This window comes from Fodinibius sp., from assembly GCF_034521915.1.
Lineage (GTDB): Bacteria > Bacteroidota > Rhodothermia > Balneolales > Balneolaceae > Fodinibius.
In genome coordinates this window covers 64,079-79,385 of record NZ_JAXHLU010000004.1, presented here as the reverse complement: position 1 = coordinate 79,385, position 15,307 = coordinate 64,079, and the positions used below count along the sequence as shown (strand labels likewise).

Annotated in this window: 13 protein-coding genes; 8 read left to right on the top strand and 5 right to left on the bottom strand. The window is 43.8% G+C overall.

All coding sequences use genetic code 11. From position 1 onward, the window contains the following. Nucleotides 1-44: 44 nt before the first annotated feature. A complete protein-coding gene (locus U5J89_RS02960) occupies nt 45-854 on the bottom strand; it encodes a sulfite exporter TauE/SafE family protein (protein ID WP_322574114.1) in 810 nt (269 codons plus the stop codon). Beyond that, entirely contained in the window at nt 854-1,633 is a 780-nt protein-coding gene (locus U5J89_RS02955; protein WP_322574113.1) for a PhzF family phenazine biosynthesis protein, read from the bottom strand. Before U5J89_RS02955 ends, U5J89_RS02960 begins: the two co-directional genes overlap by 1 nt. Nucleotides 1,634-1,928: 295 nt before the next feature. Here U5J89_RS02955 and U5J89_RS02950 point away from each other — a divergent pair, with 295 nt between their 5' ends. Beyond that, the gene (locus U5J89_RS02950; protein ID WP_322574112.1) at nt 1,929-4,331 is read left to right on the top strand and encodes an endonuclease MutS2; all 2,403 of its coding nucleotides are present in this window, start codon (nt 1,929-1,931) and stop codon (nt 4,329-4,331) included. A 157-nt stretch (nt 4,332-4,488) separates the two neighbouring features. On the opposite strand, the gene U5J89_RS02945 is transcribed toward U5J89_RS02950, so the two are convergent. The 3 genes from U5J89_RS02945 to U5J89_RS02935 form a co-directional block, all read right to left on the bottom strand. Further along, nucleotides 4,489-5,229: a uroporphyrinogen-III synthase gene (locus U5J89_RS02945; RefSeq protein WP_322574111.1), complete on the bottom strand. Its 741-nt coding sequence runs from the start codon at nt 5,227-5,229 to the stop codon at nt 4,489-4,491. Nucleotides 5,230-5,484: 255 nt separating this feature from the next. Beyond that, nucleotides 5,485-6,627: a BamA/TamA family outer membrane protein gene (locus U5J89_RS02940; RefSeq protein WP_322574110.1), complete on the bottom strand. Its 1,143-nt coding sequence runs from the start codon at nt 6,625-6,627 to the stop codon at nt 5,485-5,487. Nucleotides 6,628-6,639: 12 nt separating this feature from the next. Continuing rightward, nucleotides 6,640-7,011, bottom strand: coding sequence for a carboxymuconolactone decarboxylase family protein (locus tag U5J89_RS02935; RefSeq protein WP_322574109.1), 372 nt, complete (start codon nt 7,009-7,011; stop codon nt 6,640-6,642). Nucleotides 7,012-7,115: 104 nt separating this feature from the next. Between U5J89_RS02935 and U5J89_RS02930 the strand changes: the two genes are divergently transcribed. From U5J89_RS02930 to U5J89_RS02900, 7 genes are all read left to right on the top strand, one after another. Beyond that, entirely contained in the window at nt 7,116-8,615 is a 1,500-nt protein-coding gene (locus tag U5J89_RS02930) for a hypothetical protein (RefSeq protein WP_322574108.1), read from the top strand. Between the two features lie 158 nt (nt 8,616-8,773). Beyond that, on the top strand, nt 8,774-9,931 hold the full coding sequence (locus U5J89_RS02925; protein WP_322574107.1) for a DUF4856 domain-containing protein: 1,158 nt from the start codon (nt 8,774-8,776) through the stop codon (nt 9,929-9,931). Nucleotides 9,932-9,996: 65 nt separating this feature from the next. Continuing rightward, nucleotides 9,997-10,173: a hypothetical protein gene (locus U5J89_RS02920; RefSeq protein WP_322574106.1), complete on the top strand. Its 177-nt coding sequence runs from the start codon at nt 9,997-9,999 to the stop codon at nt 10,171-10,173. Continuing rightward, nucleotides 10,145-10,402 carry an imelysin family protein gene (locus U5J89_RS02915; protein ID WP_322574105.1) on the top strand — a complete coding sequence of 86 codons (258 nt, stop codon included), beginning with the start codon at nt 10,145-10,147 and terminating at the stop codon, nt 10,400-10,402. Before U5J89_RS02920 ends, U5J89_RS02915 begins: the two co-directional genes overlap by 29 nt. After that, on the top strand, nt 10,399-11,100 hold the full coding sequence (locus U5J89_RS02910; RefSeq protein WP_322574555.1) for an imelysin family protein: 702 nt from the start codon (nt 10,399-10,401) through the stop codon (nt 11,098-11,100). Before U5J89_RS02915 ends, U5J89_RS02910 begins: the two co-directional genes overlap by 4 nt. Nucleotides 11,101-11,106: 6 nt before the next feature. After that, nucleotides 11,107-12,507, top strand: a complete 1,401-nt coding sequence (locus U5J89_RS02905; RefSeq protein WP_322574104.1) for an HTTM domain-containing protein — start codon at nt 11,107-11,109, stop codon at nt 12,505-12,507. Continuing rightward, nucleotides 12,507-14,984, top strand: coding sequence for a TonB-dependent receptor domain-containing protein (locus U5J89_RS02900; protein WP_322574103.1), 2,478 nt, complete (start codon nt 12,507-12,509; stop codon nt 14,982-14,984). The genes U5J89_RS02905 and U5J89_RS02900 overlap by 1 nt, the downstream gene beginning before the upstream one ends. The last annotated feature ends 323 nt before the right edge of the window (nt 14,985-15,307 follow it).

The window sequence follows — 15,307 nt, the reverse complement described above, 5'->3', positions numbered from 1 at the left end:
GGCATTGTTTGAATTACTAATTGCTTTCCATTCAGCTTTTCTGATCAAAAAACTTCAACAATCAATTTGATAGCCATTGCAATAGCCAATACCGAAAAGGCATACTGCAAATAACGACGATTAATTTTTAAATTAAACAACGCCCCAAAAAATCCACCGGCCAAACCACCAACCGCCAGCGGAAAAGCCGCTCCAAAATCCACATAGCCCCAGTGAAATTCCGTGAGTGTTCCTATCCCATTTTCGGTCAATCCGAGCTGAATCCAGCCAGAAAGAGAAATCAAAACGATAGCCAGGGAAGAGATACTAACTGAGCGAGCAAAGCTTTTTTTAAAGACAAGATTCATCAGCGGAACCATCACCCCTCCACCACCGATACCGGCCAGGGCCGCTACAAATCCACCGAGTCCACCGCTAACAAAAGACTGTGGTAACGTTACAGGGGTATCATTTTGATCAATTTCATTTTTATTCCGCGCACCCCGTCGATAAAACATGTAAGCAACATATAATAACAGCAGACTAAAAAATATGACGAACTCTTGCTGGCTGTAGTATGGGGATGTAATTACAAGCTTGCCCAGATAGACTCCACCCGCTCCCATTAAACCAGTCGTTAAACCCTCTGACCAATAAAAGTTCTTTTGCTGGAACTGGCGCACTGAACTCCCAAAAGCAGCTATAAAAGTGCAGAAAAGCGAACTTCCTATGGTTAAAATCACCGGATTTTCGATACCCGCATCACTAAAAACAATAAACAAAATAGGCGTAAAGAGAATGCCTCCCCCCAAACCAAAAAGTCCGGCTACTATGCCCGCAATAACGCCAAGTAATAAAAGTATAAGTATATCCATCAGATTTTAAACTGCCCTTTCATTATCGTACAGGCTTCCCCTGCTATCTCAACACGGTTTTCCTTATAATGACAATACACTGTGCCCCCGCGCCGTGATACTTGCCTGCCAACCAACTTCTTTTTTCCCAGTCGCTTACTCCAATAAGGCGTTAACATGGTGTGGGCCGAACCCGTCACAGGATCTTCATCAACACCGGCATTGGGAGCAAAAAACCGAGATACGAAATCATAATCCTGGCCGGGTGCCGTGACAATAATTCCGCGCACATCTGCCTTGGCCATCGCTCGAATATCCGGATCTAAATTACGAACTTGCTCTTCAGATTCTATCACATACAAATAATCAGTGTCGCGATAAAGTTCTTTAGCGGGAATACCTACAGCCTCTTCTAAAAATTCAGGACTCTCAGTTCTATTTAATTCTGCAGCAGGAAAATTCATCACCAGTCGATCTCCTTCTTTTCGGACCTTCAATTCTCCACTGTTGGAATCGAACCGAATGATTTGCTGATCATAATTCAGATGCTCAAAAAGCACATGTGCTGAAGCAAGCGTCGCGTGTCCGCACAAATCTACTTCTGTGGTAGGTGTAAACCATCGTAGGCGATAGTTTCCATCCTGCTCGACAAAAAAAGCCGTCTCGGAGAGATTATTTTCCATGGCAATATTTTGCATCAAATCATCGGGCAGCCACTCATCCAGTGGACATACGGCAGCGGGATTTCCCTCAAAAGGCTCTGAAGCAAAGGCGTCGACTTGGTAAATCGGTAATTTCATTTGGTTACGAGTTTTAATTCGGTTGAAGAAAAATCCCTCCTCGAGGAGGGTGGGCAATTCCGAATGATTTCGGAATTGGTCGGGAGGTGTTAATACTCATAGATACACCCCACGTCCCAATTTTATTCGGGACACTCCCCCTCAAGGAGGATTTACTCTGTGGAATTAACAATTATTTTACTCTTTTCAAATTCATCATTTCCGCGGTAATAAGCTTATATTAAGGTGTATTTTAAACAATTACTTTTAAAAGATCCTGAACCAAGTTCAGGATGACACGAGATAGAAAATATAAATGCACTTATTTCCGGAACATCTAAGCGATAAAATTGGATTTGAATCGATTCGTGAGGCCACTGTCAAAAAAGCCCAATCCGGTATGGCCCGTGAGCAGCTCAAATCCCTGATGCCTTTTTCCGACCGGCAGGTTATTGAACGCCGGCTGGCCCAGGTCAAAGAGATGATGGACCTGTTGCTTAATGATTCGGCCTTTCCGCTTCGCAACCTGCATGATGTTCGCGACTATCTCGATAAAGCCCGCCCGGAAAACAGTATTATTCCACTGGAAGCTTTTGTCGAAATTCTGGAACTAAGTATTACTGCGCGTGTCGTAAAATCATACATCGATCAGCGAAAGGAGCACTATCCCGCCCTCAAAGATATCTCCGTAGGTCTTATTCCACTGAAAGATTTAGAAGAAACCCTCCAAGATGTACTTACAGAAAATGGAGAACTCCGAAGTGATGCCAGTCCCAAGCTGCAATCTATTCGCAATAACATTAACAAGCGAAAAAATGACCTCCGCACAACGATCAACCGGGTGATGGGCAACCTCTCCAAGAAGGGAATGACCTCTGATGAGGGCGCTACCATCCGCAATGGTCGTATGGTGATTCCCGTTCAAGTCGAATACAAACGCAAAGTGCAGGGATTTGTCCATGATGTTTCTTCATCGGGACAAACGGTCTACCTGGAACCGGTGGAAGCGCTGGACATCAACAATGAAATACGTCAGCTCGAATCTGAGGAAAAGCAGGAGATCGAACGCATACTTCGTGAATTAACGACGCACGTACGACGGCAGCGTGATTCTATCCGTCAAAACCTGGAAACTCTTACAACCTTCGATATTATATCGGCCAAAGCACGCCTTAGCATCGATCTGGATGGATTTGTGCCTGTCATTTCGGAGACTTCTCATCTATACCTGAAAGAAGCGTACAATCCGCTGCTACTCCTAAAAAACCTACAACTTCCCAAAGATAAACAGGAAAAGGTCGTTCCGCTTGATATGGAGCTTACCGAAGATGAGCATTGTCTCGTGATTACAGGTCCCAATGCCGGCGGTAAATCAGTCGCGCTCAAAACGCTGGGCCTATGCAGCATGATGATTCAATCCGGGTTTGCTATTCCGGCTCGGGATAGTTCCGAGATTCCCATCTTCAACAGCATTTTTGTGGATATGGGCGACGACCAATCCATCGAAAATGACTTAAGTACCTTTTCTTCGCGCCTGGAATGGATGAAGCATACTTTGGATAATGCCGATGACCAAAGCCTGGTTCTGATAGACGAGGCCGCAGCGGGAACAGATCCCGAAGAAGGCGGTGCGCTGTTTCAATCTCTCATCGAAATACTGATGGAGCGTAAAGCTAAAACGCTGGTCACTACGCACCACGGATCGCTCAAAATTTTTGCCCACGATCACGAACATGCCGTAAACGGCTCGATGGAATTTGATCAGGATACGCTTTCCCCCACCTACCGTTTCAAAAAGGGTGTGCCCGGCAGTAGCTATGCGTTTGAAATTGCCGAACGGATGAAGCTTCAGGACGAACTTCTCCGTCGTTCCCGCACGCTACTGGGCGAAGCCAAAAGTGATATGGAAACACTGATTACCGAGCTTGAATCGAAAACACAGGAAGCTGAAGAGCTCAAAAAGAAATACGATCAGCTGCAGTCCAAAACGGAAAAAGAACGGAATCGTTACGAAGAAAAGCGCTCGGCCATCGAAAAAGAAAAAGAACAAATTCGGGAGAAAGCGCTTAAGGAAGCCAAAGAAATTATGGACTCCGCCAACCAAAAAATTGAAGAGGCGGTGCAGCGAATCGTTGAACAGGGCGAAAAAAATGATGAAACGATAAAAGAGGCGCGAAAAGAAGTAGAATCCCATCGCAAGAAAGTATCCTCTGAGCTACAAGAATTGGAGCAACAGCAGGAACAATACCAGGATTCATCCGAACAACCGGAAGTGGGTGACTTGGTACGTTTACAAGACGCCAATACGACTGGTGAACTAAAAGAGATTAACGGTAATAAAGCAGTGGTTTCGGCCGGTGGCCTTCGAGTTAAAACGAAATACAAAAAGCTGATCAAGGTTGAGGATGCTTCGGACCGCAAACCCAAAAAGCAGAAAGTAAAAGTTAATTTTGAGGACGGCAGCCGATTCAAGATGGTTAAGCCGCAACTCAGTATTCGGGGCATGCGTGGCGATGAAGCCATGAAGGAGGTCCAGCGCTATATCGATGATGCTGTTGCTGCAGGCAAAAATGATGTGCAAATCATCCACGGCAAAGGCGAAGGCATCCTCAAAAAACTGGTGCACGAATATCTCGATAAGCGCAAAGAAGTTGACGGGTATCAGATGGCCCCTATTTCACAGGGCGGTGCGGGGTGTACTATTGTGAGGTTTAAATAATCAAGGCCGCAGAATTGTAAAGATTTGATCTCAATCCAAAACAAAACACATTCCTATACATGAATGTATAGGCTAATTGACAACAGCGAAAGCTGTCTTAAGACAGCTTCAAAATTATATAGCCCAGTCATTTATGGCTGGACGAAACTGGATTATCCTACAGAGCTTCTTTAACCTTTTTCAGAATAGATCCCCAGCTTCCCTCGGCCTGTTCATTAACCTCAATATCTTCTTTCTCCAGCTTATCGGTTACGGCCTGATCACCGGAAATAATATAGGGATCGTTGAAATTGGCATTCGGGAAAGCCGCTAAGGTTCGATTCACCGAACGGCGTGAATGAAAGATTACAAACTCCGGTTGATGTGCCGCAAAGTCTTTTCGATACTCTTCCAATTTATTTTCTTCCGGACCCTCCAAGGTAAACAGCACTAATTCATTAACCTCCATATCCAACTCACGTAACAAGGCAGGTAGATCCTCAGCGGTTTTATCTCCGCAGGGATAAAGCGTTTTGCCAATACGTTTAATCCGTAGCATAAATTCCAGCAGGTTAATGGCTTTACCCTCTGAATGTGGATGCACCGCCGGGATGCCCTGCTCTTCAAGATAATCCGCGGTATGCTGATTGAGCGCCAAATTCAGCTGATTACGCGCTTCTTCCATCTTATCAAACTCCTGCAACCACTTAATCCAAAACTGGGCATTACGTTTACTGGCGTGGACAATGTTCTCATATTCTTCGAGATTCTCCAAGGCATCCAGGATATCGGCATTATCTTCCAGCGCTTCGTAACGTTCCAGGGGATAATGCAAGATGGATACGGGTTTCTCCTCCAGCTCAGATCGAAAGACTTCAGTGTCTTCTTTTGCTGCTGTTAATAAAACTGATCTACTCATTATTTATACACTGCTTAAAGCTTAAAATTACGGTAATCTATCAGATCAAATTCGTTTAGAAATTAGGTAATGACAAAAGCTGAGACGAATTCAAGCTGACGGAAGTCTTTAATTGAGGACTTTGAAAAACCATTGTCAATTTTATAAATAATTATTTGAAAATATAAAAAATGGCTCTAAGGGAGTTATACTCCCGCTTCAGGAGTTCAACTCCTTCAAAGCGTGTGGTTTTTCAAAGGCCTCTAATTAAAAATCCTAAAACATATATCCGATACCGATATAAATACGGCTCACATCTTCGGAAAAACCAATTTCTCCTCGCAAAATAAAATCGGGATTAAAAATTGACATCGCTCCACCAAATCCCACAGTTTGATGATATCCTTCAAACAAATCATTTACATCATCAGTTTCGGTAAAGACACGCCCTGCATCGGTAAAAAGCTGTCCGCCAAATTTAAGACCGTAAAGTTCTGGAAATTTAAGCAGCCATGTTCGTAGTTCCAGCGTATAGGCCAATGAACTATTACCCTTAAAACGATTCAGCGGATAACCTCGAAGCGTATTTTTATCTCCCAATGTAGACAATTCCCAATACGGAGTATCTCCCGCTGCATGACGTGCTTCGAATCGATTTGCCACGGTCAACCAATCAAACAGATAAAAATATTGTCGTAGTTCTAATCGTGCCGTAGCTAACCCATAACTACCAATCCACTTTGGAGCCGCACGAAGTTCCAGCTCTGCTCTGTTCCCACGATGAGGATCAAACTCACTATCTCGATTCTCCCAAATAAGCCCGGTATTCAGATTATTAACCCAGCCGCCCTCACTTCCGTTAGGCGTTTGCAGCGCAAAAGATGATTGAGCTTCACTTATATAGGGGATATGATATTCAGTAGCAGCCCCCATCTGCAGATCAAGCTGCTGACGTCCCTGCTCATATATTGGTCTTCGTATTCGGTAATCCAGACTAAACCCTAACGACCTGAAAAAATAGTATTCATTATCCCATCGCTGGTCAGTAAACGTCGTTTCGTTTCCAATCCCAAAAAACTGATCCTGTGTATAGCGATAAAAATAAAAATCTGCTATCGATCTTATATCCTGATCAAAGGCCCCAGTTTGTTCATAGCGTGCATTCACCTCAACAAATCCTTTAGTAGTTGCTATAGCCGATGTCTCCAACAAATTATTAAACGGCCGCTGATTTCCGCGATAATCGTAACGGCTTAAGATCAGTCCCCCTAACAATCCTTCATTAGAACTATAACCCACCGCTGGTACCAGAGCCGTTGATATGGAATCAGGACCTACCTGGGTAGCCATCATCTGGGCATTAGCCGAAGATCCTATCAAGAATAATATGAAGAATAATAGCGTTGTGTAACGAATCAAAACTGCAATAATTTATGAATCGAGGTGACCTTCTTCCTCCAAAATTTCGAGCGTATCCACTGCATGACGCAAGTGTGGAATCACAATACTTCCTCCCACAACCAGCGCAACATTTAGGGCATCAACAATTTCATCCTTGGTAAATCCGCTTTTTGCACTTTGTTCCAGATGATAATCGATGCAATCATTACAGCGAAGTACTGTAGAAGCCACTAATCCCAAAAGCTCTTTGGTTTGGGCCGGAAGTGCTCCATCTTGATACGTATTATTATCAAGATTAAAAAAACGTTTGATACCCAAATGATCGAGATCAAACACCTTTTCGTTTGCTTCCTCGCGTTCCTTGCGAAATTCTTCCAGTCGGTTGCTTTCTATTTTGCTCATCCTTTTACTACATTCTGTTTGAAAAAAGACCTGTTAAGATACGACTTATTCTCAGGAAGTTTAATCATAATTCTAAGCCGGATGGCCAAGACACCATTTTATCTGTGAGCAGCAAAAAAAAGCATCCAAAACATAAGCTCGTAGTTCTGGGCGACAGTGTCAGCCAGGGTTTCCAAAACGGGGGTATTTACCGTACCGATCTCAACTTTCCCAACTTTTTGCGTCAGTGCTGGGAACCCGAACCCAATTTTGAACAGCCCCTTTTCACTGCCCAGGCAGGAATTCCACTTAATCTCGAGGTATTAGCGCGCGGACTTTCGGATGAGTTTGGCAACTCTATCGAATGGAACGAATACCTGCCTGCCATTACTCACTTGTACTCAACCCTGCGACGTGTAAAACGCTATTGGGAGGGAAAGATAAAGCCCCTTAAACAGGAGCGCGACATGCCCTATCACAACCAATCGATATGGGGATTCTCCATGAATGATACCTGGATGATTACCGAGCAAAACAGCCGGGAATATATCAAAACCCAGCCCGAAACATATTCTATGTTTGATATGCTTCCCGATCATGCCATGTATGTTACCGCGCGATTGGTACTCAACCCATCATTTGACGAAAAGTTCAGCCAATTTACACAGCTCGATAATGCAGAGCACCTGCAAAAGCACGGCGGCATCGAAAACCTCATCGTTTCAGCAGGCCATAACAATGTTATTGGTGCAGCATCTGACCTGAAGTATGAACTTTCCGAAGAAGAAGATTTAGATAAGTTTCCCTCAAAACGTAACTATACGGTTTATCGAACAGAACATTTTGAGCAGGAGTACCGCAAATTGGCTGAAAGAGTAAGTAAAATTGGGGCCGAACGTGTTATTACCCAAACCATTCCTTATGTCACCATTCCGCCTGTTACACGAGGAGTCAACGCAGATAAATCGCGAGAAGGGCATACCGGATACTTCGATTATTATACGCGATTCTGGATTTGGGATGCCGATTTTGATCCCGACAAACATCCCCATCTCACCAAGGAACAGGCAATCTCTCTTGATCAACATGTGGATGAATATAATAATATTATCCGAGAGGTTGCCGACGAGTACGGCTGGATTACCGTGCCGTTAAATAGGTACGTAAGTGGTATTGCACGACGCAGACTCGGGAATAAAATGCGGTTACCCTATCCCAAAGAATTCTGCCGGGCTATGAAGCGTAATCCCGATACCAACCATCTTGTAGAGAACACAAATAATCCAAAACTCAGTACCGACTATGTCCGCATAGACCGAGACACGGGTAAGCTATATAAGGGTGGTATTTTTAGTCTGGATGGAATTCACCCTACGACTATTGGCTATGGACTTATAGCACATCTATACAAAGAAACAATGGAGAAACACGGCGTCGAATTTCAACGTCCTCTGGACTGGGATCACATCATAAAAAGTGATTCGCTGGTCACTAATCCACCCTACGTATTAGTAGAGTTAAGAAAATTTCTGCGCTTTCTCTCAATGGGTCGGCAAGAAAAACTTTCGGTTGTTGGTAACAGCTTACTTAATCAATTGATGGATATTTTTTCAGACCGGGATTAAGGCTTTCTCTCTGATACATTCCTCAATTTAGAAATTCCTATTGGCTTTCAGACTTACTACCAAAAGCTAATAAATTTCAATTTTTTATTTAGAATTAGTCTATATAGTTATTATTTTCTCTCGCTAATTAGAATTAATATAAATAAAAATACGCACGAATGCATTCTTCAAATCGCACCCAACTACTAATAACTGTACCTTTGTTGGCTATTGCCCTGCTGATTTCTTCTTGTGATATCAGCGGCAGTGACAGCGACAACGATTCTACCATAGAACCACCTGAAAATTATGAATTTACGCGCGATGGCGAATCGACTGTAGCCTTCCCCGGTCAAAACGATCGACTGAATATGGTCGAAGAAATGAAAGCCTATATCGCCACTGCTCATGAAGGGGACGTTCTCTCCGAACAAGCCCTGCTCGATATGTATGAGAATACTGACGGCAACGGTGGCGGAAACTTCTCTTTTACTTCTGATCGTGATCTCAAAAGCAAAACCTTTGCTCCTGATCGCGACAATAACCTTTTCGAAGGCTTTTTTGCTGCGGCTGCTGCAGCCAGTGAAAACGGACAAGCAGACAATGGAAAAGCTGGTCTTTTACAACGCGGAGATGGACAAATCTTAGTTGACGAGAAAGGACGCGAATTTACCCAACTCGTTGAAAAAGGCCTGATGGGCGCCGTTTTCTACAACCAGATCTTCAATGTTTATCTTACTGATGAAAAAATTGGTCCTAATATAGAAAACAGTGAGACCGAAGAAGGAGCTAATTACACAGCCAAAGAACATCACTTTGATGAAGCTTTCGGTTACTTTAATGCACCTGCAGATTTTGAGTCCGATTGGCCAGATTCCCGCAGCGACGAGCTTCGATTCTGGAGCAAATACTCCAACGGCTCTGATGCACAACTCGGCTTCAACGATAAAATTATGGATGCCTTCATCCTTGGGCGCACTGCTATTGTCAATGGCAATCATAGTAAGCTAGAAGAACAAGTGGATGTGCTCTATGAAGAGCTTGAACTGCTCTCAGCAGCGACTGCTGTTCACTATATCAACAGTACGCTTTCACATCTGAATGATGACAATACCGGAGAAGCTTTTCATGCACTTTCGGAAGCCTGGGCTTTTGTCAATGCGTTGAAATATAGTCCCAACAGAAAAATTACAAATGACCAAATCGATCAAATCTTAAACACGGATTTCGGTGAAAACGGCAACTTCTGGAAAGTTACTCCTTCAGGATTGAACAATGCAAAGTCTACGCTTGTTGAAACTTACCCTGATCTCGAATCGGTACAAGATCAACTTTAAGCATTTCAAATTTACGGAGCCGGATCTTCTAAACAGATTCGGCTCTTTCTAAATTTTTACGCCTTATGTTATATCAAAAAAACACCTGCTTTCTATTACTTATTCTTTTTATCGTAAGTGCTTGCAGCAGCAGTACGAACCCCGATGAAACAGCCAATTTTGATCGGGCAGCTATGCTTGAAAATTATGGTAACAATATTATTGTACCTGCTTTTGAGACCGCTACAAACCTCTGTGGATGATTTGCAGGCCGCGGCACAGGATTTTGAAACGGAACGCACGCCTGAAAACTTAGAAACACTTCAAGAAGCCCTTAAAAATGCACGGCTGGCATGGCAAGATGTAAGTCCATTTCAATTTGGTCCTTCTGAAGATGTCTTACTGAGGGCCTCGCTAAATACTTATCCGGTTGATACCGACAAAGTTTCTGAAGCAAGTGTCCAGCAGGTGATTACTCGTTTGGTACCATAGACAGCCGCGATGCAGCTGGCCTTCCTGCTCTTGGCTATCTGCTACACGGTGTGGGAGATACCAATGAAGAAATACTATCGATGTATACTACCGACGCAGACGCCGAAAACCGCATGAACTATCTTTTGGATAATATATCTTTTATCAAAGATCAGGTTGACACTGCTACTAATGAATGGCAGGCATCCGGCGGCGACTATATCGGCATGTTTCTAAGTGAAGAAAATGCCGGTACCGATGTGGGAAGTTCGCTGGGCATGCTTATCAACAGTTATAGCAAGCATTATGAACGCTTTCTGCGTGATGGCAAAATTGGCATTCCTGCCGGGGTACGAAGTGCCGGAACGCCTCGTCCCCTTGCTGTAGAAGCCTATTACGGAGAATATTCTGTTGAGCTGGCCTCTGCAAATTTACAGCAGGTTGAAAAGATATTTACAGGGGCTGATGGCAGAGGACTCGACGACAACCTCGAAGCACTCGGAGCGGGAGATCTTTCTGATGAAATACAAACACAATTTGATGAGGCACAGTCTGCACTCGATGGACTCAGTGACCCGCTTTCACAGCAGATTGAAGAAAACAATGATCCGGTTTTAACAACCTTCGAAGAAATGCAACAGGTGTTTACAACTCTCAAAGCCGACATGACCTCCATTCTCGGCATCACCATTACCTATCAAGACAACGACGGTGATTAATAACTCATGATTCCCGAGGCGATCAAAAAACATATAACAGGTCGGATTTCTATTGCCCCACTGGCGGTATTTCGGTTCCTTTTTGGATTCATCATGCTGGTCAGCATCATCCGTTTTGCCGCCAACGGCTGGATCTACGAGCTGTATGTAAAACCCGACTATTTTTTCACTTTTTACGGTTTCGACTGGGTAACGCCGCTGGGAGAAACCGGCATGTACCTGCTATTTTTGGGGATGGGCCTCGCAGCCCTGTCCATTATGCTGGGCTATTTTTATCGCTTCGGTATCGTCATCTTCTTCCTGGCTTTTACCTATGTCGAACTCATAGACAAAACCAACTACTTAAACCATTACTATTTTGTTAGCATCATCAGTTTTCTGCTGATGTTCGTCCCAGCGAATCGAAGTTTTTCCCTTGACGTACTACGAAAACCTTCGCTTCGTCGTGAATACGTACCCGCCTGGACGATCAACATATTTAAACTACAGTTGGGGCTCGTATACTTTTTTGCCGGAGTAGCCAAACTCAATCCCGACTGGCTGCTCAACGCCATGCCACTTCAAATATGGCTCCCTGCCAATGCCGACCTCCCGATTGTAGGTCCCCTGCTGGAATATACCGCCAGTGCCTATATATTCAGCTGGGCGGGAGCCTTTTACGATCTCACCATTGCCTTTTTTCTGCTCTGGAAACGGACACGAACTCTGGCATATCTGGCCGTGATCGTCTTTCATATGTTCACCTGGTTCCTGTTCCAAATCGGCATGTTTCCGTTCATCATGATTTTGTGTACCCTCATCTTTTTTCCGGCTGATTTCCACAAAAAAATCATACAAATCATAACCGGGTTCACAAATTATCTTCCGTTTTCACTATCGAAACCAAAACCTGCCGAGAACAAATATTTTCAACTTAGCAGAAGAGGAAATTCTATTATAGGCGGTATTCTTATCATTCATTTTGTACTACAGCTTTTACTACCGCTTCGATTCATGCTCTATCCCGGTAATCTTTTTTGGACTGAACAGGGATTTCGCTTTTCCTGGCGGGTTATGCTCATGGAAAAAGCGGGACATGCTACCTTTCACATGCGAAATCCCGAAACAGGTAACGAATGGCAGGTTCGGAACTGGGATTACCTCACACCAAATCAAGAAAAGGAGATGTCTTCTCGGCCAGACATGATCCTACAGTTTGCCCATCACCTGGAACAAGAATATCAGAAAAACTTCTCCGGTGATGTGGAAATTACGGTGACATCTAACGTAACACTTAATGGGCGACGCAGCCAACCGCTGATTGATCCCAATGTAGATCTCACCGAGCAAGAGCGGGGCTTTGCTCACAAAGAATGGATTTTGCCCTTTAACGAAGATCAAAAGAATTGGTTCAAAAATCTACAATAATGAAATTTCGTGTAATACCCTTTTTACTTTGTCTAATCCTTCTCTCTTTTGATTTAGCATTTGCTCAAAGTTTTACTTTATCAGGAACAGTTACTGATAAAAATGGCGATCCCATCGAGGAAGTGAGCATTTTTGTTTCTGAAGACACCTCAAAAACCGACGGGACATTGCCTGTACAATACCAGTCAAAAACCTCTACCAACCAACTTGGAAATTATGTTATTCGCGATTTGTCACCGGCCAAGTATATTATAATAGCCTATTATCCCGGCAAGCGAACGCAAAGCAAAACAGTACGTATCACCGACAGTCCCAAGGAGAAGAATTTTCAGCTCAAGGGGTTTGAAAGTGAAATGGCAGAGGTTGTTGTGGGCGGAAAGCAACAACAAACGAATGGAATTACCCGCCTGCAAGCCGTCGAAGGCGTAACCATTAACGAGAGTAAAAAAAATGAAGTGCTCGTCCTTGACGACATGGTGGTTAACAAAGCCGCAAATAATACCCGCCAAATTTATGCCAAGGTACCGGGACTCAATATCTGGCAGAGCGGGGATGCCGGCATACAAACCAGCGTAGGCGGACGCGGACTAAGTCCCAAACGAAATTCTAACTTTAATACCAGGCAGAACGGATATGACATTGCCGCCGATGCCCTCGGATATCCCGAAAGCTATTATACACCTCCTGTACAAGCCCTGAAACGTATCGAGATTATTCGCGGTGCTGCTTCGCTACAGTACGGAACCCAATTTGGCGGCATGCTCAATTTTGAGTTCAAGGATCCTCCAAAAAACGATCCCTTTCAGCTGAACACGAATCAATCCTATGGCTCATTCGGATTATTTAATTCTTTTAACAGCGTGGGCGGTACCAAAGGAGATGTCAGTTATTATGGCTTTTACCAATACAAAACGAGCGACGGCTGGCGGCCCAATTCTCAGCTCAATCAGCATACTGCTTATGTATCTTTTGATATCGATCTGACCGATAAATTCACTTTGACGCCAGAATATACCCATATGTACTATTTGGCGCAGCAACCCGGCGGATTAACCGACGCCCAATTTTACGATGATCCCAGCCAATCGAACCGGGAACGGAACTGGTTTAAAGTAAACTGGAATATTTTTGCCCTCGACGCTACCTATATTTTTAACAGCAAAACGCGAATCAATAGTCGCTTTTTTGGTTTGCTGGCCGGTCGTGATGCATTAGGAAACTTACAGCGTATCGATCGACTTGATACCGGTGGGGAACGCAACTTATTGAAAGATGACTTCCAAAATTGGGGCAATGAAACACGTCTGATGCACCGTTATGACTTTCTCGACGGTATTTCTGTCTTTTTAGCCGGCACGCGTTTTTATAACGGCTATACTCATCGCCGCCAAGGTAATGGTCCTGCCGGGAGTGAACCCCGATTCCAATATCTCAATCCCTCAAATCTCGAAGGGTCTGACTTTGATCTACCCAGTCAAAACCGGTCCGTATTTGTTGAAAATATTTTCAATATCACACCCAAATTTAGTATTACTCCGGGATTGCGATTTGAGTACATCAAAACAGAAGCCGAAGGTTATTATCGCAATATTGTTAAAGATCTGGCCGGTAACATTTTGGTAGATGAGCGCATCACAGAAGATCGCAGTCGGGAACGTTCGTTTGTGCTATTTGGCATCGGATCAAGCTACCGGCCAAGCAGTGAACTGGAGATCTACGGGAATTTCTCCCAGAACTATCGCGCTATGAATTTTAATGATATTCGGGTTGATGTCGGTAACTTAAAAGTGGATCCAAATATACAAGATGAAAGCGGTTTTAATGCCGACTTAGGTATTCGCGGACAGGTTGACAACTTCTTCCAATATGATGTAACTGCTTTCCACCTTTCCTATGAAGATCGGATCGGTACGGTATTACGCACCGAACCAAATCCTAAATTTAATGGATTAGTCGACCGGACTTTTCGGTATCGTACTAACATCGCCGATGCCAAAATTTACGGCATCGAATCGTTTGCCGAGGCCAATCTGCTAAAACTTTTTGATCTCGATACTGAAAGCCGCCTATCCGTTTTTACAAACCTGGCACTTATCCAGGCCACGTACACAGAATCTGATGAGCCCGGTATTGAGGGAAATGACGTAGAGCTCGTTCCACCTCTCAATTTCAAGACGGGACTGAGCTTTTCCAAAAGTGGATTTGAAGCGTCCTATCAATTTTCCTACGTGGCCGAACACTTCTCTGATGCTTCTAACGCTCGACGTACGCCGACTGCTATCGAAGGTATTATTCCTTCTTATAAGGTGATGGATTTATCAGCAAAATACAGTTTTAGCCGTTTTACGCTGGAAGGAGGCGTTAATAATCTCATGAATGAAAAGTATTTTACGCGACGCGCTACCGGCTATCCGGGCCCGGGTATTATTCCGGCAAAGATTCGCAATTTTTATTTTTCTGTGGGAATAGAAATTTAGAATAAGCCATTATTTGGCTTTTTATTGCAAATTAAATAATTCCCTTCAATAAATATGGCGTTTGAACAGTAACAACTAAAAAGCAGTCTCATTCCATCCCGACAGCTGTTGACCGAGAGATTTCCCGATCATCATTCTCATAGATTTCAAAGGTTATCCTTCATTTATGTACAGCTTCCAGGAGGTATTTCGGTTCTAGTCATTCCTAACTCCTCGAGTGAGGACAACAATGTAAATATAGAGTGAGCGAAATATTCCATTTGGAAACTACCATAAATAGCCCGTGAATTAATTCCCGGGCTCGGGATGATCGGTTTATCTTC